Annotated in this window: 23 protein-coding genes; 10 read left to right on the top strand and 13 right to left on the bottom strand. The window is 58.9% G+C overall.

The window, feature by feature from the left end; translation table 11 throughout:
- Nucleotides 1–2: 2 nt before the first annotated feature.
- Entirely contained in the window at nt 3–1,352 is a 1,350-nt protein-coding gene (locus ACZ5WW_RS23590) for a tetratricopeptide repeat protein (protein WP_377163549.1), read from the bottom strand.
- 152 nt (nt 1,353–1,504) lie between these two features.
- On the opposite strand from ACZ5WW_RS23590, the gene ACZ5WW_RS23585 reads away from it, so the two are divergent.
- The 3 genes from ACZ5WW_RS23585 to ACZ5WW_RS23575 all read left to right on the top strand — a co-directional run bounded on the left by ACZ5WW_RS23585 (nt 1,505) and on the right by ACZ5WW_RS23575 (nt 4,905).
- The gene (locus tag ACZ5WW_RS23585; RefSeq protein ID WP_377163547.1) at nt 1,505–2,386 is read left to right on the top strand and encodes an alpha/beta hydrolase fold domain-containing protein; all 882 of its coding nucleotides are present in this window, start codon (nt 1,505–1,507) and stop codon (nt 2,384–2,386) included.
- A 45-nt stretch (nt 2,387–2,431) separates the two neighbouring features.
- Nucleotides 2,432–3,700 (top strand): glutamate-5-semialdehyde dehydrogenase, encoded by a 1,269-nt coding sequence (locus tag ACZ5WW_RS23580; protein ID WP_377163545.1) that lies wholly within the window; start codon nt 2,432–2,434, stop codon nt 3,698–3,700.
- Nucleotides 3,701–3,816: 116 nt separating this feature from the next.
- Nucleotides 3,817–4,905, top strand: a complete 1,089-nt coding sequence (locus ACZ5WW_RS23575) for a L,D-transpeptidase family protein (protein ID WP_377163543.1) — start codon at nt 3,817–3,819, stop codon at nt 4,903–4,905.
- A gap of 11 nt (nt 4,906–4,916) precedes the next feature.
- Here the strand turns inward: ACZ5WW_RS23575 and ACZ5WW_RS23570 are convergent, their stop codons facing one another.
- Nucleotides 4,917–5,672 (bottom strand): DUF3313 family protein, encoded by a 756-nt coding sequence (locus tag ACZ5WW_RS23570; protein WP_377163541.1) that lies wholly within the window; start codon nt 5,670–5,672, stop codon nt 4,917–4,919.
- A 143-nt stretch (nt 5,673–5,815) separates the two neighbouring features.
- Here ACZ5WW_RS23570 and ACZ5WW_RS23565 point away from each other — a divergent pair, with 143 nt between their 5' ends.
- Nucleotides 5,816–6,556 carry a glycosyltransferase gene (locus ACZ5WW_RS23565; RefSeq protein ID WP_377163539.1) on the top strand — a complete coding sequence of 247 codons (741 nt, stop codon included), beginning with the start codon at nt 5,816–5,818 and terminating at the stop codon, nt 6,554–6,556.
- Nucleotides 6,557–6,581: 25 nt separating this feature from the next.
- Here the strand turns inward: ACZ5WW_RS23565 and ACZ5WW_RS23560 are convergent, their stop codons facing one another.
- Together ACZ5WW_RS23560 and hisC are read right to left on the bottom strand one after the other, a co-directional pair.
- Nucleotides 6,582–8,105: a L,D-transpeptidase family protein gene (locus ACZ5WW_RS23560; RefSeq protein WP_377163537.1), complete on the bottom strand. Its 1,524-nt coding sequence runs from the start codon at nt 8,103–8,105 to the stop codon at nt 6,582–6,584.
- A 59-nt stretch (nt 8,106–8,164) separates the two neighbouring features.
- Entirely contained in the window at nt 8,165–9,259 is a 1,095-nt protein-coding gene (gene hisC, locus ACZ5WW_RS23555) for a histidinol-phosphate transaminase (protein WP_377163535.1), read from the bottom strand.
- Between the two features lie 92 nt (nt 9,260–9,351).
- Here hisC and ACZ5WW_RS23550 point away from each other — a divergent pair, with 92 nt between their 5' ends.
- The 3 genes from ACZ5WW_RS23550 (at nt 9,352) to ACZ5WW_RS23540 (ending at nt 11,894) form a co-directional block, all read left to right on the top strand.
- A complete protein-coding gene (locus ACZ5WW_RS23550; RefSeq protein WP_377163533.1) occupies nt 9,352–10,608 on the top strand; it encodes an MgtC/SapB family protein in 1,257 nt (418 codons plus the stop codon).
- A 67-nt stretch (nt 10,609–10,675) separates the two neighbouring features.
- Nucleotides 10,676–11,638, top strand: coding sequence for a DnaJ C-terminal domain-containing protein (locus ACZ5WW_RS23545; protein WP_377163531.1), 963 nt, complete (start codon nt 10,676–10,678; stop codon nt 11,636–11,638).
- A gap of 1 nt (nt 11,639) precedes the next feature.
- Nucleotides 11,640–11,894, top strand: coding sequence for a chaperone modulator CbpM (locus tag ACZ5WW_RS23540; RefSeq protein WP_377163529.1), 255 nt, complete (start codon nt 11,640–11,642; stop codon nt 11,892–11,894).
- 5 nt (nt 11,895–11,899) lie between these two features.
- Here ACZ5WW_RS23540 and ACZ5WW_RS23535 read toward each other — a convergent pair whose 3' ends face one another.
- From ACZ5WW_RS23535 to ACZ5WW_RS23525, 3 genes are all read right to left on the bottom strand, one after another.
- Nucleotides 11,900–13,276, bottom strand: a complete 1,377-nt coding sequence (locus ACZ5WW_RS23535; RefSeq protein ID WP_377163527.1) for a Gfo/Idh/MocA family protein — start codon at nt 13,274–13,276, stop codon at nt 11,900–11,902.
- A 178-nt stretch (nt 13,277–13,454) separates the two neighbouring features.
- Complete coding sequence (locus ACZ5WW_RS23530; RefSeq protein ID WP_377163525.1) at nt 13,455–13,937, bottom strand: hypothetical protein; 483 nt, start codon at nt 13,935–13,937, stop codon at nt 13,455–13,457.
- A 2-nt stretch (nt 13,938–13,939) separates the two neighbouring features.
- Nucleotides 13,940–14,260, bottom strand: coding sequence for a hypothetical protein (locus ACZ5WW_RS23525; protein WP_377163523.1), 321 nt, complete (start codon nt 14,258–14,260; stop codon nt 13,940–13,942).
- A 153-nt stretch (nt 14,261–14,413) separates the two neighbouring features.
- Between ACZ5WW_RS23525 and ACZ5WW_RS23520 the strand changes: the two genes are divergently transcribed.
- Both ACZ5WW_RS23520 and ACZ5WW_RS23515 read left to right on the top strand, forming a co-directional pair.
- Nucleotides 14,414–14,779, top strand: coding sequence for a HesB/IscA family protein (locus tag ACZ5WW_RS23520; protein ID WP_377163521.1), 366 nt, complete (start codon nt 14,414–14,416; stop codon nt 14,777–14,779).
- A 5-nt stretch (nt 14,780–14,784) separates the two neighbouring features.
- A complete protein-coding gene (locus tag ACZ5WW_RS23515) occupies nt 14,785–15,345 on the top strand; it encodes a hypothetical protein (protein ID WP_377163519.1) in 561 nt (186 codons plus the stop codon).
- 3 nt (nt 15,346–15,348) lie between these two features.
- Here ACZ5WW_RS23515 and ACZ5WW_RS23510 read toward each other — a convergent pair whose 3' ends face one another.
- Together ACZ5WW_RS23510 and ACZ5WW_RS23505 are read right to left on the bottom strand one after the other, a co-directional pair.
- Nucleotides 15,349–15,555: a hypothetical protein gene (locus ACZ5WW_RS23510; protein WP_377163517.1), complete on the bottom strand. Its 207-nt coding sequence runs from the start codon at nt 15,553–15,555 to the stop codon at nt 15,349–15,351.
- A 3-nt stretch (nt 15,556–15,558) separates the two neighbouring features.
- Complete coding sequence (locus tag ACZ5WW_RS23505) at nt 15,559–16,497, bottom strand: TPM domain-containing protein (RefSeq protein WP_377163515.1); 939 nt, start codon at nt 16,495–16,497, stop codon at nt 15,559–15,561.
- Between the two features lie 261 nt (nt 16,498–16,758).
- Between ACZ5WW_RS23505 and ACZ5WW_RS23500 the strand changes: the two genes are divergently transcribed.
- Nucleotides 16,759–16,968, top strand: coding sequence for a transposase (locus ACZ5WW_RS23500; RefSeq protein WP_377163513.1), 210 nt, complete (start codon nt 16,759–16,761; stop codon nt 16,966–16,968).
- Between the two features lie 14 nt (nt 16,969–16,982).
- Here ACZ5WW_RS23500 and ACZ5WW_RS23495 read toward each other — a convergent pair whose 3' ends face one another.
- The 4 genes from ACZ5WW_RS23495 to ACZ5WW_RS23480 all read right to left on the bottom strand — a co-directional run bounded on the left by ACZ5WW_RS23495 (nt 16,983) and on the right by ACZ5WW_RS23480 (nt 21,410).
- Nucleotides 16,983–19,040, bottom strand: coding sequence for a prolyl oligopeptidase family serine peptidase (locus ACZ5WW_RS23495; RefSeq protein ID WP_377163511.1), 2,058 nt, complete (start codon nt 19,038–19,040; stop codon nt 16,983–16,985).
- 80 nt (nt 19,041–19,120) lie between these two features.
- On the bottom strand, nt 19,121–19,525 hold the full coding sequence (locus tag ACZ5WW_RS23490) for a type II secretion system protein (protein WP_377163509.1): 405 nt from the start codon (nt 19,523–19,525) through the stop codon (nt 19,121–19,123).
- 186 nt (nt 19,526–19,711) lie between these two features.
- Nucleotides 19,712–20,545 (bottom strand): class I SAM-dependent methyltransferase, encoded by an 834-nt coding sequence (locus ACZ5WW_RS23485; protein WP_377163506.1) that lies wholly within the window; start codon nt 20,543–20,545, stop codon nt 19,712–19,714.
- 43 nt (nt 20,546–20,588) lie between these two features.
- Nucleotides 20,589–21,410, bottom strand: coding sequence for a hypothetical protein (locus ACZ5WW_RS23480; RefSeq protein WP_377163504.1), 822 nt, complete (start codon nt 21,408–21,410; stop codon nt 20,589–20,591).
- Nucleotides 21,411–21,568 lie beyond the last annotated feature (158 nt).

The following is a 21,568-nucleotide window of genomic DNA, read 5'->3' as shown; positions in this document are numbered from 1 at the left end:
AATTATGACGCAGGCTTCGTCGTGGAAGGAACTGGTGGGACTGGCGGCGTAGGGACAGCAGACCCCGGCGACGACGGCAGCATGGATGGAGCGTTCGGGTTGGGCGGCACGGGCAGCAAAGCTGGCTTTTCTGTCTCAGGCACAGGTGGCAGAAGAGAGCCTGCTCCTGGAGCAGCAGCGCCAGGACGGAGAGGCAGGGTGGGCTCCTGCAGCGGGATAGGCACAAAACCTTCATCGCCAGTGCGCATCTTGGGCTTCTGGCTAAGACGTGCGAGTTCAGGAGCCATAGGCCCGACATAATCGTCACGCGCCTTCAAGTTCTCCGCAGTAAGTGCGGTGTAGTCCTGCCCGGGTCCTTTTTTGGCATCTTCCACTCCATCTGGGTCCGCAGAAGCAAGTTCGGCGAGCATGGTTCGTGCCTGTGCCGAAACCTCCGGAGAACCAAACTTGAGAGCCTCGTTAAGGTAGATGGCCGCGGCTTTGGTTTTGCCAACACGCTGGTAGAACTTGGCGACGGTCAAAGATTGATTCGCCTCGGCCGTGTTGACCTGATGCAGGATCATTTCAGTCTCCTGTTTACGATCACCGGTGGGATGGGTGGCGATGTAAGTGCGCAGGGCATCACGAGCAGCCAGAAGATTGGAGGCATCCTCGCTGCGCTGAGCAGCGATGTTGCTGATGGAACCAATCCTGAACTGGGCCTCTGCGGCCTGAGAGGTATGCGGGTAGTTTTCCACCACCTTGTTGTAGGCAGCCACAGCCTTGTCCTTTTCCTTCAGGTCCTGCTGGATTTCAGCGATGCTGAACTGGGCCAGCGGAGCATACTTGCCGAAAGGAGCATTTTTGATGATTTTCTCGTAGAATTTGATCACGTCAGAAGAGTTCATCTTCATGCTGATCAGAAGCATTCCCCTCTGCTTTTTGCCGCCCTTGGCCTCTTCGGCGATCTCATACTGCTTCTCGATGGCCTCGCTGAAATGAGGACTGTCACGATAAGATTGAATGAAATTCTGGAAGGCATCAAATGCATCATCCATCTTGCCGTTGTGCCGGATGATCACGGCGTTGTGGAAAGAGGCTTCAGCAGCACTCGGGGTGAATGCGTATTTTTTTACGATGGCTTGGTACATCGCCTGAGCCTTGCCGATTTTGCCAGCATTCTCCGCCTGCCGAGCCTGTGCCAGCATGCCGGCGGCGGCAAGTTCCTGAGAATCTCGCTCACTGTCCACGGGAACCACTTGGTCTTTCTTGCCTGAAAACGGCCAGATAGCGGGAGATGCAGTCGTCAGGGCTAGAAATGAAACGGCACATGCCAGATGGACTGACAGGCGGGCGTGGGGGGGGAATTTCATCGAGGCGATAGTAAGTTCTGGTTAAGCTTGCGTCAAGGTGCCAACGCACTTGTATCGCAAGGGCCTGCCCGCCCTTGTTTTGACCGCTGCCACGGTCTAATTACGGCCTCATGTTGCGCCCCCTGCTTTTGCTAGCCCTAGGCTTTCCCCTTTTGGCCCAGTGCCAGAAGGCCCCGCTGTCTCCGGGATACCGGAAGGTGCAGAATATTGACTACGTCGGGGCCGGAGATCCGCGCCAGAGGCTGGACCTCTACCTGCCCGAGACGGACTCCGAGAAGCCCAGGCCTCTGCTGGTGTACGTCCACGGCGGCGGCTGGTCTGAGGGCAGCAAGGACGAGGCGGACGTGCTGCTGGGCCTGATCAAAGACGGCACGCCATATGCCGGTGCCAGCCTGAACTACCGCCTGACCGACCAGGCGCAGTGGCCAGCACAGATCCATGACTGCAAGGCCGCCATCCGCTGGCTGCGTGCCCATGCCAGGGAGTACAACCTCGATCCCGACAGGATCGCCGCCTTCGGCATCTCTGCCGGCGGGCACCTGGTGAGCATGCTGGGTGTGACCGGCGGCGTGAAGGAGCTGGAGGGTGAGCTGGGCAGGCACCTGGGCCAGAGCAGCCGCGTCACCTGCGTGCTGGACTTCTGCGGCCCGTCGGATTTTTTGACCTTTGGCGGCAAGGGCAGCATCATAGACCCGGACGAACCCGGCGGGGTGCTGGCCAAGCTGCTCGGCGCACCGCTCAAGGACTGCAAGGAAAAGGCCCGCAAAGCCTCTCCGGTGAGCTACATCACGCCAGATGACGCACCTTTTTTGATCATTCATGGGGACAAGGACAACGTGGTGCCCTACTCCCAGGCCACGGAGCTGGATGCCGCACTCGACAGCGCCAAAATCCCCTCCATCCTGCTGACCGGCACCGGAGGCGGACACGTCTTTCTGAGCGGACCGCTGGTGGAGCGCATGTACGCCTTCAACGCACGGCACCTGCTGGGCAAAGACGTCCAAATCCCCGAAGGAGCCGTTCCTTCCAAGTAAGCCCGCAGTGCCGCACCGCTTCCAAGCCAGACCTTTTCATTTTCAATGACCGATTCCGAAATCAAGTCCGCCATCCTCGACATGGGCCGCCGTGCCCGCGCTGCCTCGTATGCCCTCGTCAAGCTGAGCAGCGAGCAAAAAAACGCCATCCTCGCAGCCATGGCTGATGAGCTCACGGCCCGGCAGGACACCATCCTGGCCGCCAACGCCCTGGATCTGGAGCGCGCGAACCAGAACGGCCTGAGCAAGGCCATGATCGACCGCCTGACACTGGACCCCAAACGACTCAAGGCCATCGCCGATGCGGTGCGCGAGGTGGCACTGCTGCCCGACCCCGTGGGCGAAAAGCTCACCGACTGGACTCGTCCGAACGGCCTGCACATCCGCAAGGTGCGCGTGCCCATCGGTGTGATCGGCATCATCTTTGAGTCCCGGCCGAATGTGACCACGGACGCGGCCTCTCTGTGCTTTAAAACCGGCAACGCCACCATCCTGCGCGGTGGCAGTGAGGCGATCGACAGCAACCGCGCCCTGGCCGCCGCCCTGCAGGCGGGAGGCGAGCGCGCCGGACTGCCTCCGGACAGCATTCAGCTCATCCCCTTCACCGACCGCGCCAGCGTGGAGCACATGGCTCAGATGGACCAGTACCTGGACCTCATCATTCCGCGTGGCGGCAAGGGGCTGATCGAGAAAGTGGTGGCCACAGCGCGCATGCCCGTGATCAAGCACTACGACGGCGTATGCCATGTATTTGTGAACGCAGACGCTGATCTCGACATGGCGGCCAGCATCATCGTCAACGCCAAGTGCCAGAAGCCCGGCGTGTGCAATGCGCTGGAGACGGTGCTGGTGCATGAAGGTGTCGCGGCCAGGTTTTATCCGCAGCTGGGCCAGCGCCTGGCCGAGGCCAAGGTGGAGATCCATGCAGATGCCACCGCGCTGCAGCATCTGGGCGTGCCCGCCATCGCCGCCACGGAGGAGGACTGGAGCACGGAATATCTGGACCTCATCCTCGCCGTGAAAACCGTGAGCGGGCTGGACGAGGCCATTGCGCACATCAACCGCTATGGCTCGCACCACACGGACAGCATCATCACCAAGGACCGTGCAGCGGCCGAGCGCTTCCAGCACGAAGTGGACAGTGCCGTCGTCCTCCACAACGCCAGCACGCGCTTCAACGACGGCGGCGAGTTCGGGTTCGGCGCGGAGATCGGCATCTCCACCGACAAGCTGCATGCACGCGGCCCCATGGGGCTGGCGGAGCTGTGCAGCTACAAATACCTGGTGGACGGCAGCGGTCAGGTGCGGGGGTGAGTCGCCCCCGTGAATGTCCGCGCATCTTCGCTTGCGAGTCCCTGCGTCCCTGTGTTTTTTGCCGAGTCTGAATCACGGACTCCGGCGCATTTTCGCGCCCCGCTTTGCACATCCCCATGAAGCAATCGCTCACCCTCGCCATTTCTCTGCTGCTTGCCTTCAGCGCCACCTCTGCGCTGACGATCCCTGATCCGCTGCCCAAGGCGCCGGAGCCGGTGGAGGACATTCTGCGGCTGCAGATCTTTCTGGATACGCAGCTCTTTGGCCCTGGAAAGCTGGACGGGCGGCCTGGAGAGTTCACCACCAAGGCGCTGAAGCGCTACCAGAGTTCCCACGGAATGCCGGAGACGGAACTGGCGGACTGCACGCTGGACCTTTCCAGCGTCACGGAGCTGTACACCAGCTACACGATCCGGCAGGAGGATCTCAAGTTTGTGGGCGAGCTGCCACGCCAGCCCTCAGAGCAGAGCAAGAAGAAGTACCTGCCGTATGACTCGCTGCTGGAGTTTCTGACCGAGCGCTTTCACTGCGCGCCAGAGCTGCTGGAGTTTCTCAACCGGCCGATGAAGATGGACGATCTCAAGCCGGGAGATGTGGTGAAAGCGCCAGCGGTGCAGCCGTTTCTTATCGAGGAGCTGACGGAGATCGCCAAACTGCCGGAGGTGCCGGAATTTCAGCAGCGGGTGATCAAGATCGACACCAAGGAAAAGCTGCTGGGCGTGTGGGATGGTGAGAAGATGCTGGCCAGCCTGCCCATCACTCCGGGCAGCGGGCATCTGGCCACGCCGCCGGGCACATGGCGCATCCTGGGCATCACGCAGATGCCAACCTTCCGCTGGGACAAGAGCGTGCTGGAGTACGGCGTCCGCAGCAGCACGTATTACCAGCTGCCTATCGGTCCCAACAATCCGGTGGGGGTCATGTGGATCGGGCTGAACCGCCCGGGCATCGGCATTCACGGCACCAACTCTCCGCAGAACATCGGCCGCAGCTCCAGCCACGGCTGCATGCGCACGGCCAACTGGGACGTGGTGCGGCTGGTGAAGCTGCTCACGAAGGGCATGACAGTCATCATCGAAGGACCGCCACCAGCGCCGCGGCCTGTGGAGGTTGCCAAGGCTTTGCCGGTGGTGGAGCCACCAGCGGCCCTGCCCGCAGAGGGGCAGAAGCGCGGCTTTTTCTCCCGGCTTTTTGGCAGGAAGTAAGAATGTGCAGGTCAGTTCAGCCGCAGGGTGATGGAGCCTGAGTCCTTCACCTTGCAGCCATGGGGAGTGCGGGTCATCAGCTCAAACTGCGTGGCCCAGTAGTGCATGGTGTTGACCGCGTGACCGTAGGGCTGGTAATCCCGGAGGTTGATGAAGGTCAGCTTGTCGCTCTCATTGTCGGCAAACTGGAAAAAGGGACGGCCGGAGCCGGAGTCCACCACCTTGCCTTCGATGGCCATGTTACCCTTGGTGAAATAAGCAGCCAGCCCGACCATCGGTGTGACCACAAACTTCAGCATGGTCACCACCGCGTTGCCCTTGGGGCTGGTGGGATTGAGTTCAATGACGGCCAGGCGCAGCGTGAGGGTGTCCTTGCCCGGCTGGTTCACGAGGCGGTAGTAGGGGGTGGGAGAGCGGCGGAAGGCAGCCACAAACTCCTCTCGCAGGCGCACGGCCACCTCGACTTCCCGCCGCTGCACGCCGCCCCAGGCGACCTCTCCGGAAGCGATGGCGCGGTTCACCCGGCGCAGGTAGTCCAATGTGACCGGGGCGATGTAGAGCTTTCGCTTGGCAATCCCCGCCGCCAGCGCCTGGGGATCCAGCGTGGTCCATATTTTTTGAAATCCGAGCTGTCTGCTGGCATCCTGAGCGAGCGAGGGCTGCTCAAAAAAAGGCGAAAGAGCCACCGGCCCTGCCTTGAGCATGCGATTCGTCGAACTGCAGGCGGGCAGCAGCACCAGCGCGAGAATGAAGTGCGGAAATCGCATGAGGGACAAGCCCCAGATAAAGACATAAAAATCGCCCGCTGTGCAATGCCAGAACTCTGCAGCCGTGGAAAAGATGAGCGGCCACGGTGGTTTTAGCTTTCACCGGCGTACCTTTCTGCCGAACATCCACCACCACACACTGCATGCAGCCAGCCACCGTCCATCTCGTGATCCCCTGCTATCAGGAAAGCGGACGCATCGGTCCCTTCCTGACCGAGCTGTGTGAGGTGACGAAAGGGCTCGGAGACGTGAGCATCCGGGTGGTGGAGGACGGGTCAGATGCAGCAGAGGCCGAGCGCATGCGGGAAATCATCACGCCGCTGTGCCGCATGCATGCGCATCTGCATCCGCCACTTTTTCTGCCGCAGAACCGGGGCAAGGGAGGTGCGGTGTATGCCGGGTGGGACCAGGCGCCGGAGGTGGACTGGCTGGCCTTTGTGGACGCTGATGGCTCGTGCTCCGCCACGGAGGTGGCAAATCTCATCCACCTGGCGCGCAAGCAATCGAAGCCTGAGACGGCTCTCTTTGCCTCCCGCTGGGATCAGACAAGCCCCCGGGTGCAGCGCCAGTGGAAGCGCCGGCTGATGGGGCGCATCTTTGGCACGCTGGTGGCCACCCTGCTGCGCATTCCCATCCACGACAGCCAGTGCGGGCTCAAGCTGGTGCCGCGCACGGCGTATCAGCGCATCGCCCCCTCTCTGCGCATTCAGGGCTTTGCGTTTGATGTGGAGCTGCTTGCAGCACTGCATGACAGCGGCTGCGGCTTTGAGGAGGTCTCCATAGCCTGGCATGAGACGCCCGGCGGCCATGTGCACCTGATCCGTGACTCCATCCGCATGGCACGGGATGTGGTGGCCATCCGCAGGCGGCGGGGGCAGCACTGAACAGACCAGCCGCCCCTACCAGCCCCTACTCCCACCTGAGCTCGGTCCCAGCGGGAAGAAGGCGCACAGCACGTGCAATATCCCAGTTGGTCATGCGAAAGCCACCAATGCTCTCCTGTTTAGTCATGGATCCAGGAATGCTGGTGCCATGAAGGCCATAAGGAAGAGGCTTGGGGTCTCCACTCTTCGCGAGATTGATCCAGAGAATGCCCGCCGGATTGTTGGGCCCGGCATGAAACCGATAAGGGATGGTCTTGGGAGCCGCGGGATCTCCCATGCTAGTGAACACCGGCCGGGGAATGACTTCGAGGATCTTCCAAATCTTGCGTCCGTGCAACCCGGGGCGCGCGGCGGAAACCGGCATGCTGGCAACAACCACATCCCCACGACGAATCACCAGGCGACTCACCCCCAGCATGCTGGCGGAGATCGGCGCCTGCGGATCTGCGGCTGGCTGCAGTGGCTCTGTGAGTGCATTTTCAATTTCGAAAGGCACCACATTGGGAACCAAAAAGACGGCACCTGGGGCATTAGGGTTCTTAACACCCGGGTTGATGTGACGGAGAAATGACTCGGCTGCATGAAACCGCTCCGCCACAAACTCCCAGCCGGAACGGTAGGCCATGAAAGTTTCACGGGTCAGCTCTTCGAACGTGGGCGGCGGCTCAGCGGCCCTGCCCTTCCCCCTGCCGGAGACATCGCTCCCCGGATGGGGGGAAATCCAGCGCATGTCCGCCGCCGTGAGTACATACTCGGCATAAGGTCCGCCAATGGCCTTCATGGCGGCCGAAGGCTGGCCTTCCGGGGTATGCAACTCTCCAGGATGTGCTTTTTCAAAAGCTTTGTATGCCGCATCGTACACAGGCCCCGCAGTGCCATCGATCGGACCGATGGTGAACCCCTGGCGGTCCAGGAAAGCCTGAATGAGCACCAACGATGCCGCCCCCCAAGCCGCAGGAGGCAGTGCACGATGGGGCTTCGTGGCGATCAAGACCGGTGGCTCCTCCCTCACGGGCGAAGGGGCCTTTTTTGTTTTTTCCTTATTCTTGGCCGGATCCTTGGCTGCTTCTTTTTCCGCAGCCAATGCAGCATCAACCATGGTCTTGATGTCACTCTCCCCCGGAACTTTGACGACCTGCCCGATGACAATCCGGTCGTTTTTCAGATCATTGAAAATCCTGATCTGATCCACGGTAACGCCATTTGCATTTGCGATTTTGATGAGCGAATCCCCCTTGACCACCACATGCTCGACCATGGTTGCCGGAGGCCCTTTTGGCGTGCCCCTGGCTGGAGAAGTCGCCCCAGCGGGTTTTGAAGGCATGGCACCCGCCTGGGCTTCGACAGGAACCTCGACAGGCAGGCCCCAGTCAGCGGGTGCGGATGGCTCAACCTGCCAAGGCCATTTTACAGCCTGCTCCAGCCCAGGCTCAATGGCAGGAACCGCAGGCTTCACGGTTTCCACCTGTGCAAGAATGCCGCAAGGCAGGCAGCCCGCCAGCGCACAGAGCATCCATGTTACCTTTTGAGGCGAAAGACACGGTTTCATGCAGCATTCAATCCGCATTTGCCGCCGGCACAAGTGCCTGTTCTGGACGCAGCTGGGGTCTATTTCCCCAGCACCTGCTTCAGCACCTCGATGCAGCGCTCATTCTGCGGCATGGTACCGATGCTGATGCGCACCCATTCGGGGAGTTTGTAGGCGGCCATGGCGCGGACGATTACGCCCTTGTCCATCATTCCTTTGAAGACGGCGTTGCCATCGCCCACCTTCACCAAGACGAAGTTGGCGTAGCTCGGGATATACTCCAGGCCCATTTCCCCGAACTGCTTCTGCAGGTAGGCACGGCCTTCGTCAGTGATGGCCTTGGTCTTGTTCTGGTGTTCTTCGTCCAGCAAGCCGGCCAGTGCACCGGCCTGCGCGATGGAGTTCAGATTGAAGGGCTGGCGCGTGCGCTGCAGCACGTCGATCAGCTCCTTGTTGGCGATGCCATAACCCACGCGCGTACCCGCGAGGCCCTGGATCTTGGAGAAAGTGCGCAGCACCACCACATTGCGTCCCTGACGCACGTATTTCAGCGTGTCCGGCGGATTGTCGAGGAACTCATAATAGGCCTCGTCAAACACCACCACCACATGATCCGGCACCTTGTCCATGAAACGGTCAATCTGCTCCTGCGTCACCAGCGTGCCCGTTGGGTTGTTCGGGTTAGCGATGAAGATCTCCTTCGTGTTTGGCGTGATTGCGGCGGCCATGGCGTTCAGATCGTGCACGTAACCGGGGTCCGGCACCTCGATGGTGTCAGCGCCAAAGACCTTGGCCATCAGCTTGTACACCAGGAAGGCGTGCTCGGCGGTAATGATGTTGTCCCCCGGCTTGAGGAAGGCGTGGCCGATGAACTCGATCACCTCGTTGGATCCGCAGCCCATGATGATGTTGCCCATCTCCAGGCCAAACTTCTCCGCCAGGGCATTGCGCAGCTTCCATGAGGCGCCGTCAGGATAGATGTGCACCTCTTTCACAGCCTCCTGCATGGCCACGATGGCCTTGGGCGAAGGGCCCAGAGGGTTCTCGTTGGAGGCCATCTTGATGATGTCCTCCGGCTTCAGTCCGCGTTCACGGGCCACATCCTCGATGGGCTTTCCGGGTTCGTAGGCGACGAGATCTTTGAGCTGTGGGTTGGCGTAGTTCCAGATGGACATGGTTGGAGGCGTAATAGGACCATTTCTTGGACTGGGATGGCGTCGAAGGCAAGTCCGTGTAAAGTTCCGCTCAGACTTCGTTTTAAACCCCTATGCCTGCCAGCCTGCCTGAAACCTCCGAACTGCTCCTGTCCCTCGGCACTGCCACCGGGCTGGGGCTGCTCGTCGGCCTGCAACGCGAGTGGGTGCAGAACCGCGTGGCGGGCATCCGCACCTTTGCGCTGCTAACCCTTTTTGGCGCATTGACCGGGCTGCTCGGAAACGCCTACGGCACATGGGTGGTCGCGGCAGGTCTCGTCGCCTTTGCCTGCATCGTGGTGTTCAGCACCTGGCTTAGCCTTTCCACGCGCGAGCCAGACTCCGGCCTCACCACTGAAATGGCCATGCTGGTGATGTTTGTCACGGGCATCATCATCATGCTCGGGGAGCGGCTGATCGCCGTAATGATCGCCGGTGGAGTCATGGCGCTGCTGCAGAGCAAGAAGGCGCTGCATACGATGGTGAGGCGCTTTGGCGAAGACGATCTGCGAGCCATCGTGCGCCTGGTGCTGCTGGCGTTGGTCATCCTGCCTGCGCTGCCAAACCGTGAGATGGGCTATCTCGGTGTGCTCAATCCCTTTGCCATCTGGCTGATTGTGGTGCTCATCGTCGGCATTAGTCTGGCAGCGTACATGGCAGAAAAGTATCTGGGAGGTGCCAAGGGTGCTGTCGTGGCCGGTCTTCTGGGCGGCCTGGTCTCCAGCACGGCCACCACGGCGAGTAGTGCACGCCGCAGCGCCTCTGCCAGACGGGGCGAGTGCTCGCTCGCTGCCATGGCCTTGATTGCCTCAGCCGTGGCTTTTGTGCGGCTGCTGGCAGAGGTGGTGATCGTTGCCTCCGAACACATCCGTGAACTCCTGCCTCCGCTCACGGCCATGATGCTCTGGGTGACTCTGATCGCCGCCGTAGCGCATCGACTCGCTGAAAAAACAGATACGCAGCCGGTGGATGAGCCTCCGCCCTCTGAACTGAAAAACGCCGTCTTCCTAGGCCTGCTCTACGCGCTGGTGCTGGTCGTCGTGGCCTACACACGTCAGCACAACAGTTCATCCGGGCTGTATGTGGCGGCGTTTCTTTCCGGCCTGCCGGACATGTCGGCGATCACTCTTTCCACCTCCCGGCTGGTCTCCACCGGTCATCTTGAAACGTCCGTCGCCTGGCGCATGATTCTCGTCGGCGGCATGGCCAACCTCGTCTTCAAGATGTTTTTCGTGATCATACTCGGCTCGCGTGCCTACATCAAACCTGCACTGCTGGGCCTGCTGCTGTCTGTCGCCGGAGGCGCGGCCATTCTCACACTCTGGCACTGAATTCCGGCCAAAGAATGCAGGATGATTCACAACGACATCCTCATGTGCCACGTAATTATTTCCAACCATGCCCGCAGAATTTAAAGACTACTACGCCACCCTGGGTGTCCCGCGTGATGCCAGCGCGGACGACATCAAAAAGGCCTTCCGGAAACTGGCCCGTCTCTACCACCCCGACACTGCGAAGGACAAAAAAACGGCGGAGGCCAAATTTAAGGAGGTCAATGAAGCCAATGAAGTGCTAAGCGACCCCGAAAAGCGCAGGAAATACGACACCCTGGGAGCCAACTGGCAAGAAGCTGGCGACTTCCAACCGCCCCCCTCTGGAGCTGGCGGCCGTGAGCAAGAATTTCACTTTGGAGGCACGGGGTTCAGCGACTTTTTCGAGCAATATTTCAGTGGCGGCAGCCGCTATGGCTTCCCGCAGGGCTTTGAAGAAGAAATCCCGTCTGGCGGCAGCAGGAAAGGCCGAGCAAGGCGCGGGCATGACATTGAGGGCGACATCCTCGTCACTCTTGAGGAAGCCATGCATGGCACCCAACGGCCGATTTCACTGCAGACTGTGAACCGCCAGACGGGAGCGGTGCAGACACACAGCTTTGAAGTCCGCATCCCGCCCGGGGCTACGGACGGCCGCCGCATCCGGGTGCCTGGCCAGGGCGAGCCCGGACGCAATGGAGGAGAAGCAGGCGATCTATACCTGCGCGTGCGCCATGCCGCGCATCCCGACTTCACCACTCAGGAGGCCGACTTGCATCATGATCTCGCCATTGCTCCATGGGAGGCCGTGCTGGGTGCGGAGATCATCGTGCCGACTCTGGACGGCTCCATCAAACTACGAATCCCAGCAGGCAGTGAAAACGGCCAGAGCCTGCGTGTGCGCGGCCGCGGCCTGCCCAAAGGCAAGACTGCCGAGCGCGGCGACTTTTTTGTGAAACTGCAGATCGTGCTGCCAGACAAGACCAGCGATGCCGAACGCAAGCTGTGGGAGCAGCTGCGCAGTGCCTCCACCTTCAACCCACGCGCCTGAGATGAACGACCATACCCCGCAGACTTATTCGCTGGAAATCCTTGCGGAGGCAACCGGTGTCTCCACGCAAATGATCGTGCAGTATCAGCAGAACGGCATGATTTCCGATCATCTTGATGATGACACCTTGCGCACCCTGCGCCGCCTCGAGCACCTCAGGGAAAATTGCGAGATGAATCTTAAAGGGCTGAAGCTGCTGACGCAGCTGCTCGACGAAGTCGAACAGCTGCGCCAAGAATTGCGCTCCAGACGCTGAGCTCCTCAGACAAACTGCGTCTCGCCAGGAATGGGCAAAGGCCCTGGCTCAAAATGGTCGGCAAACTGCAGGTTGTCTGGCGCAAGATCCTGCTTTGAGGACATGATCGCCAAGGCTGTGCGCGACGGTTTTTTGTCCGCTTTCGCATCCTTGCCACCACCTTCAGCGGCGGCTTCTTCCTTCCAAAGGATTTTCTGACCTGTGTAGGCGGCCTCGCGCCCCATGATGGCGATGATCGTGCTGCTCATCATGCGATCACCATCATTAATGACTTCGCCTTTGCGGATGGCATTGAAGAGCGCCTGGTGCTCCAGGTCGTACATGTTTTTCTCCTCACCACGCCAGCGCCAGCGCTTTTCACCGTCGATGTAGGGCGCAGAGCCCTTGCCGATGACCAGCTTGCCCTTGGTGCCCTGTATGTTGTCGATGACTTCGTTGTGGCAGCCGTTGATCTGACGGTTGGTGAGGTGACAGATGATTCCGCCCTCCCATTCATAGGCGCAGTGAAAGTGATCGAAGATGTTTCCACCCTCCGCCTTTCGCTGGCGCCCCCCGGTGCCGATAACGCTGACCGGAGGCGCATCCTTCATGGCCCAGCAGATCTTATCCAGGCTGTGAACTGCCTGTTCGACGATGCTGTCCCCGCTCAACCAGGAAAAATTGTACCAGTTGCGGACCTGCCACTCCACATCCCCCATTCCCGCAGGGCGACCGGCGGCTGGAGGCATGACTTTCACCGGACCAGCATAGTAGGTGGCCAGAATGCTGGTGATGTCACCAATCTGCCCTTCGTGGAGGCGCTTGTAGCACTCGATGCGGCTGGTGGAATAGCGCCAGCAAAAGCCGGCCACCAGGTTGAGCTTCTTCTGCTTCGCTTTTTCGACCGCTGCCTGGGCCACACGATAGCCGGCTGCATCCACCGCCATGGGCTTCTCGCAAAAGATATGCTTTCCGGCTTCAACCGCAGCAGTCAGGTGCAGCGGGCGGAACCCTGGCGGCGTGGCAAGCAGGACGACGTCCACTCCGCAATCGATGAGTTTTTGGTAGGCATCGAGACCGGTAAATTTTTTGTCTGGCTTTACATCAACCCTGTCAGGAAACTGGGTGGAGAGATTTTTGATGCTGTTTTCGATCTGTGAGTCGAAGGCATCAGCCATCGCCACAATTTTTGAGTTATAATCTGCTCCGAGCGCCTGTGCCGCCGCGCCAGTCCCGCGACCGCCGCAGCCGATGAGACCAATCTTCAAGGTTTCGTTGGAGTCAGCCTTCTGCTGCGCCAGCAAGGAGCCTGCGGAAGTCAGAACAGCAGGCGCGAGAAGCGCCCCGCCGCTGGCATTGAGAAAACGACGACGAGAAAAGGCTGTGGCAGCTGGATCAGACATGGGAAAGGATGAGGTTGTAAACAGAGCAGAGATTTCGCCACCGGAACGGCAAACCTTTCAGCAAAGGGCAGATTGCACCGGTCTCATGAACAGGTCATTAGGAGCATACTAACAGGCAGCCAGAGTTTGCCGGATCACACATTTCTCAAAACAGCTCACGGCAGGATGAAGAAAAGGCTCAGGCGTGGCGGGGAATCACCTTTGTCAGCCCAGAAGACTGCGGCGGATGCCCACCGTCCTCCATGGGGCTGAGCGGCTGCGTCTCGATACGGCTGATTTCATCATCAGGCGAGGGCTGGAGAAGCGCATCCACTAGAAGCTGAGTGTCTTCCAAAAAGGTCAGGCCGGCACGACGCATGAAGTCAACTTCCGAAGCATGGGTATGCAGCGTGATCAGGAGACACTCCCCTTGGAAAAGCGCCAGGACAAACACGCCCTCGTACCCGAACCAGAAGGTTTTCACATCCCGATCCCCCCCGCTGCCAAAATGAGCGCGGGCATCATGCAGGCATTGGAGGAGGCGTTCGGCACGGAACTCCTCAAAAGGAAGCAGGTTGATCAGTATTTGCCGCCGCCAGCAAAGCAGCAGACCATTGACGGAACCGGCGTGCTTCAGCCGTTCGAGAGCAGACCGTAGAGAGGGAGTGATGGATGCTGCCATGGTTATGCCTCCATTGAATTGGCGCGGGTGAGAAGTTCGAACATCGGCGTCCGTTCACCGATGAGCGCCCCAGCTCCGGGATCTTTAGCATCGGTACCAGCGTCGAAATAAGCAAAATTCAAAGTGAAGTCATCTTCCTGGAGAGTTCCCATCCACGGGGCTCCAAGGTCAAGACATTCGCCTACTTTCAGTCCAAAGTGCCTGAGTCCCTGAAAGTCGGCGGCGTAATTGTTCACAGCCTCCTGGCCACTGTCACTGGCGACGAGGCCGTCTTTCAGAGTGAAGAGTTGCAGTGGGAGAGGTAAAACCTCGGATGCGCTCATGGAGATATTGAAGTTGTTCCCTTTAGGTCTCAAAAATCCGCTGATGAGGCAAGCATAATCCACTCATGCGGCAAAATAGAATCCGCCCAGTGAGCTTGACAGTGCGACGCTTTGCTTTCTTTCATTCGATCCCTGCGTTATAAGTCCCGCCCCATGACCGCCGCCCCCAGTTTTAAAATCGGCAATGAAAAGCTCATCAAGGTGCTGCCGAACGCCGCCAACCGCCTGCTGGGCCTGCTCAAAAAGCAGGGCCGCGCAGAAAGCGGAGCCCTTCGTGTGGCCGTGGTGGGTGGAGGCTGCTCAGGCCTGCAATACAAAATGGATCTGGTCGATGGGCCCGCCAACCGCGACATCATGGTCACCTCCAGCGATGTGCGTGTAGTGATCGACCCAAAGAGCGCTTTGTTTGTCTCTGGGTCCGAACTCGACTACAGTGACGACATTCAAAGCGGAGGCTTCAAGGTGAAAAACCCCAACGCCGTCGTCACCTGCTCCTGTGGCGAAAGCTTTTCCGCCTGAGAAAGATGTCGAACGCCTTTTCTCTCCTGGGGCTGCCCCGCATCGCCGCGCTGGATGACGATGCTCTGCAGCAGGCCTGGCTGGCCGCGAGTCGCAGCGCACACCCCGACCAGCCTGGAGGTGATGCCATCCGGGCGGCGGAGATCAACACCGCTTACGAAACCCTGCAGGCTCCGGAGAAACGGCTGAAGCACCTGCTTGAGCTGCATTCTGTGCCCTGGCGCACGGTCCCCATCAACGAGGCGATGATGTCGCTTTTCAGCAAACTTGGCCCTGCGCTGCAAAGCACCACCGCTTTTCTCAAGCGCAAACAGAACGCCACGGCCGCACTCGCCAAGGCCTTGCTGGCTCAGGAAGAAATGCGTCTGCGCGAACAGCTTGAGGATCTTGGTGCCACCTTGGATGCAGAGCGCACCACCTTGCTAGCGAGCCTGCCAGCCTATGACGCCCGCCTTAGCGCCGGCGATATGACAGCCCTCGCTGACCTGCAAATCCTGCAGGCTCATCTTGCCTACTTTGGGAAATGGCAGGCCCAGGTGCGTGAGGCCCTGCTGGGCTTGATGTAAGCTCTATTTTTTATCCGAGACCTCTGTGTCGACGATACTTTCGCGAACACGCCGAAGGCATTCGTCCGGGCTCGCATCCATGGGGAGCGTGAGCGGCCGGGACTGAACACGCAAGTGACGCAGTCCCCCTTCACGACGAACGTGGGTCACTTCGATGCCATGGGAGGCAAAGAAACAGACCACGTCCTGATTGCTGGCGTAGCGGCTCATGGCTTAAAAGTCGCCGCCGCCAAAATCCCCGCCGCCATCAAAGCTGCTGCCAGAATCATCGCCAAAGCTGCCGCCTGAGCTGGTGTAATCCGTATCAATGCCGGAAAATCCGGAGTCGTGCGGAGTGGCGTCTGACGAGTCTGCGCCAAAAGAAGAGGCGGCAGAGCTGTGCGAACCAAAGAACTGGTCATACATCCACATGCCAGCCGCAGCACCAAACATGCTGCCCATCATGTTTTGCAGAAAGCCACCGCCGCCGTAAGAAGGCTGGCCCACGCCGCCTGCACCGCTGGTGCCGCCAGACATGGCGCGGAAAAGACCTCGTATGAGGCTGAAGCCCAGCCAGATGAGCAGAACAATGCCGATCGTGGGCAACCAGGAGCCCGCGCCCTGCTGTGCAGAATGCGTTTTGGAAGCATATGGAGCCGCAACACCTTTGTGATGCGCGCCCATGGTCGTGGAGATGAAATTCACAGCATCAATGAGTGCATCATCATTCTTTTTTTGGCGCAACTGTCCGAGCATGCGCTTAACGAGAGTCTCGCGGTCCAGCAGTGTGAATGCCTGCCGCTGCGTGTCCGTCCCGACAACAACCTGCAAATGAGCGGGCTGTTTGACCAGAAGGATGAGCACACCGTTTACCCCCTTCTCACGGGCGAGCTGATCGGCCCATTTGGAAAAGCCCTGATTGGCAGAAGCCTTGCTGGGCTGGAGCACGGTTGCCTTCATGTCCTCTGGGACCGAAGCAAAAGTTTGTACCGCAATGTCTTTGTGAAGCCTTGCTGCGACGTCCTTGATGGTCCCTGCAGCATTCACCTTGGCGAATTCGGAGAAAAAAGCTCCATCATCTTGAATGCCACCTGCTGCGCGGGCCCCTGCAACGCCGAGCAGCAGCGTGCAGGCGAGGACGGGAAGGAGTAAACGACGAGTGAGAGTGTTCATGGAGGGGGGGGGAACGAGCGGAGCATGACCTAAAATACGAACAGCGCACCTGCGAAACACACCTGTTTTTGTAGTCGCACTGCCAGGCGTTTCAGGGATGGTGTATGGAAGTCTCGCAGCCTTGGTCCGTAGCTGGCCAAATACGCCCCCTGCACAAATTGCGTCAGCTTTGCGCGATTTGGGGACTACGTGGCATCGAGAGATGGGCTGGGAGTTGCTGATGGAAATGATGCCAGGTCACTTCCCACAAAACACAACACCATGCCACGCCCATCTCGTTACTCACCCGCAGAAAAAGCCGCCATCGTTGCTGCCGCACGTTCCAGGATCCGTCTCGGAGAAAACTTTGGCGAGATAGCCCAGCGCCTGGGGGTGAACCAGCCCTCCCTGCGTGGCTGGCTGCGGGAATCAACGCTCGACATGTTGTACCCGCCGCTACCTCCGTGCATGCCGCGCAATCGCTCGGCGTGAAACCTGAGCTCGCATCATTTCTTCTTCACCTGCCAGTGGTCATCGAAGAAGTCTGCGGCTACCACCTTGCCGGCTGACTCGGCTCCAGGCTGCTGGCTGATTTCCAGGATGGCCCAGTCAGGAAGCTTGGGGTTTTGCAGTGAGTTGGTCTTGTCATGCGCCTCACGGAAGGTGAGGCCGGTGTTGACCACGACTTCGAAGCCAGGGGATTTCAGGCAGGGGTAGGTCAGCAGCGGCACGTGGGTCTTTGCATCAAAAGACTGGCCTGCCATAGCCATCTTTTCTGCATTCCATTGCAGCGGCAGAGATCCTGCTATCTGCTTGAGGCAGGAATTTGATTCCGGAGTCCCCCAAAGAATGAGGCTTTGCATTTTGCCGGCCTCGTAAACATCCCCCACGTCCGATGCTTTCACCACACGCACTTCCCCCCGCATGAGGCCCTTCCAACGCTGGATGAAATGCGCTGACTCGGCATTCACCCAGGCATCAACCGCAGGCGAGGACGATTTGCCGTCCGGCAGCACGACAAGAAAACGCTTCATGAAGCTGGCGTCCATCGGACCGGGATGAGCCCCTGCCTTGCCGCCAGCCGGCCCCTCGTGCTGGAAAGGCTCCTCATTGCCAAAGTCGCGCCAAACGCCATTCTCTTTGATCAAACGGCACAGCGCACCCGCCACCTTGGGACCGGGACTCATGAAAGTCTCAAACTGCGGCGACAACGGGCCAACCCGCAGCTTCAACTCAGAACCGTCTATCATCACCTTCAAAGATCCCCCGCCCTTCCGCGCTTGGGGCGGCGGATAAAAAACGATGCGTGTGACATTCTGTGTTTTGATCTCAATCGTCTGCCCATCGACCACCCGTGCATCGAGGCGCGCCTCCTTCCAGCTTTCCTCCATGCCGTGAAGGTTGAGCCACTTCATGCGACCGTAAAAGGGTGTCTTTGTCTGAATGTGGACTTCGTCAGGAAACAGCACACGTCCGCTGGCGACGGCTTTTTCAATCCATGCCTGCACCTCTTTGATGACTTCAGGATGGTATTTATGCGGCATCCCCGGACCGATGAGATGAGGTGGATGCAGATCCTGCTTTGCAAGCACCTCCATCATGTACTCCGCTGAGTCACGCTGGGCATCGACCTCGCCGCTGTAGCTGATCAGCGGAACGTTGAAGAAATTCCGCGCGTAGTCCGGCACGTCGTAAACGCCCCACAGACTCTGCTCATACCAGACAGGATATTTTTCGGGCGTGAGTTTTTGATACCTCTTGACGTCGGCAAAGCCAGCGCCGGTGTGCACGCAGGCCCACTGATCGGCATAATGAGCGCCCATGTGCCATGCGCCCGCGCCACCCATGCTGAAGCCCGCCAACGCCACGCGGTTTGTGTCCACATTGAAGCGTTTCATGGCATCGTCACGGCATTCAAAGACATCTGTCTCCCCCGCGCTCTTCCAGCCGTTGCAGTAACGCCCAAAGGGATGAATCACGATCGTGCCTGCCGGCTGAAACTGCCCTGTTTTTTTCGCCATGAGCCTCGAGTAAACGAAAGGCAGGTCGGTGGCGGTATCCCCGCGACCATGCAGCCAGATCCACATGGGGACCGGTTTTTTGCCTGCGCCAAACTCCAAGCCCTCAGGGACTTCAACTCCGTAGGGCTGAGGTGAATCGTCGATCTTAGAGTAGAATCCCAGAACCTTCTGCCCGCTGCCGTTCATCCACGGCGTTTCATTTTTAGCAAGCGAGGCGATGCGCTTCTTCGCCTCGTCGAGCAGCGCCATGGCCTTCTTGACACCATCTTCGGACTTTTTGTCATACCACTCGTCAAACTCGAGCGCGTAGCGCACGGCCTTGAGAAAGATGTCCGCATCCGCGGCGCGAGGGTGCTTTTTCACCGCCTTAAAGGACTGGGTCACGGCCGCCAGCTCCTTGGCTATGCCCGCCTCCTGCTCTGCCGAAAGAGCCGCCACAGGCTTTGGCGGCAGGCTGCCCTTGAACGAAGCCGTTGCACCATTCGGACTAAGCTGCGCCTGCGCCGTCACCGCCCAGAGGGAGAAAAGAAGAAAGTATTTCATGAACCAGCATAAACGCCGCCAGGAGCCAAATTTAACCAATAGATGCACTCCTTGAACGCCTATGACACACTCTCAGAAGATCAATTTCCTGCGGGGTTTTGACCGCCCGAAGAATCAAAAAAGAGTTCTCCATTGCCCCGAATGCCTATGTACTGATAGGTTCTCGCAGCTTGGCCAGCTGTGACCGACGATTGAAACATCATGCTTGCCAGTGAACCACTGGGCGGCTTGCGACCTTCAAGAACTGCCGACACTTGTGCTGCCACATTGCCCTCAGGCCATTCCACACCAGCGGCGAGGCCAGTGGTATAAGCCAGAATGATATTTTGAGCATTACGCTTGTCTTTCACCTTGTCCGCCTCTCCTGAGACAAAGACAAGATTGGGCATGACGATTGAGGCGATGAGTCCAATGACGAGAATCACAATCACGAGTTCCACCAAGCTGAACCCGGAGCGAGATTGGCCTACAAGGCTTGTTTTCATGGGCTTGATCAGTGAGGCAGGTTGTAAAAGGGGGCATCTCTGTCGTCTCCACCCTCCAAGGTTCCCGCACAGGGAATGCTGATCCACTGAGTAAATATTCAACTGCACTCAAGCCCTGCCGAATTTCGCGCAGGCTCCTGGTGTCAATCGAGCCCGATGATCGGGACAGATTAGCAGTCCCTGCTCTCAGGCGGCCTTGCACCAGCTGACAAATACGCCGAATGGCACCGCGGGGACTCCAGCCGCCCCCTTGAGCAAAATTTCCCCAGTTTCCACAGCACCCCCGAAAACACCGAACTCCTGCCGGAAAAGATGCTGCAAAGTCGTGGGCGAAACCGCGCCCTGTCGGCAGCAAAGCAAAACACCCACCGGCTTGTCAGACAACAAGCCGCTGACCGTGCTCAGCAGGGCAGCGAGATCACGCTCCATTTCAAATCCACCGCGCTTGGCATCCTTGCTCACATACGGATCGATCACAATCAAATCGTAGCGGGTTGTCTGCGATCGCTCACGCTGGGCAAACTTCACCGGGTCATCCACGATCCAGCGGATGTCTCGGCTGGCAAGCGTGTTGAGTGCAGCATGCTCACGTGCGCGTTTGATAGCATCTGACGAAGCATCCACATGCGCCACAGCCGCCCCTGCTCGAGCGGCAGCTAGCGTAAAGCCCCCGGAGCCACCAAACAAGTTGAGGACACGAGCAGGCCTCCGCTGTTGGTCAGCAAAAGCCGTGCAGTTTGCGATAACGTTTCCCCACAGCTCCTGGAGCTCTGGGGCCAGGCTGCGAACTCCGCCCTGAGGGCTTAGCAAAAAGCGAAGAGCGCCGATACGCAGATTCAGAGGCCCTTGCAGCTCACGCTTGATGTCCACAGCCTTGCGCCACTCGCCACCCGGCAGCCTGCGGCGCCACCAAGCCGAACTGCAATTTCTGGAAGAAACCACAGCCCCCAATCTCTCCAGCAGACGGCCACCGCCGCTGTCGAGAAGCTCATAAGATTGATTGTCGGTGTCACCTTCCATATTGCTGAAATTCTAATGCCTGCGGCCAAAGTCCGTTTTCAGATCAAGAGGCGCCCTGCAGAGGTAGCACTTCCAACCCTTTTCCATCCAACGCAGCGCGAACCTCTTTGGCTGACTGCGCTTTCATCCTGCGCTTGTAGCAACTGCGGAAAAACTTGGCCACAAAATTGTTTCCTTGAGGCGGAAACGGGCGTCTTTTCAGGTTTGCCTTGACCCCTTGCTCGCGCAGATAGGCAACCCCTTGAGGCTTCCAAAACTGTCCTTTGACCGCCTCCACATAAGACACCACTTCAGGAGCCTCATTTTTCATGTAGTACAATCCCTGCTCCCCCTCTCGGTTGAGCTTGCGCAGGCGGCTCTCTGCAGCCCAGATTGAACAGTTGGGAGCCAGGATCTGACTCAAGAATGCCTTCTTCCAAAGTGACAGGTTAAGTCCTGCACGAAGATTGCCCCCTTCGATCTGGCGCAACCAGCCATCCTCAACAGGAGCCCCCAAGTCACCAAACTGGTCCAGGGCAAGGTATTTGCCCCCGACTTGATCAAGCTGCTCAACGCATGAAAGCATTTCCGCAGTGTCAATTTTGCGATCCACCAAGAAGTCATCAAGCCAGACAAACAAATTTTCTTCCTTGATCGATTGCAATGCGGTGATGAGGTTGTCAGACCAGCTTTTGTCCTCACCAACCGTGACGGTGATCACACGCGGATCCTTGTAATGCCGACGGTTGGAGATGAGATAAATCGGAAAGGGGGATTCAGGCCAGTGCTTGAAAAAAAAGTGGAAGAAAACAGGCCACAGGTCTGAATAGGCATCACAAGATGAGATGACCGTGGCTACGTTCTGCGTGTTGGGCTTCGATGGCATGCAAGCACAGCATTCAATTGAATGGGGTGAGGTGCAAACCAAACTGTTAATTGGTTGCACCACAAAGAATTGTCTATTTTTTACAAATCAGGGTTGCAATCCGCCCTGTCTCCAATACCCACTCACGCCTCATCTTTTCACTTCGCTTCCTCTGAGAA

This window comes from Prosthecobacter fluviatilis (assembly GCF_055388355.1).
This window is presented reverse-complemented; position numbering and strand designations above follow the sequence as displayed.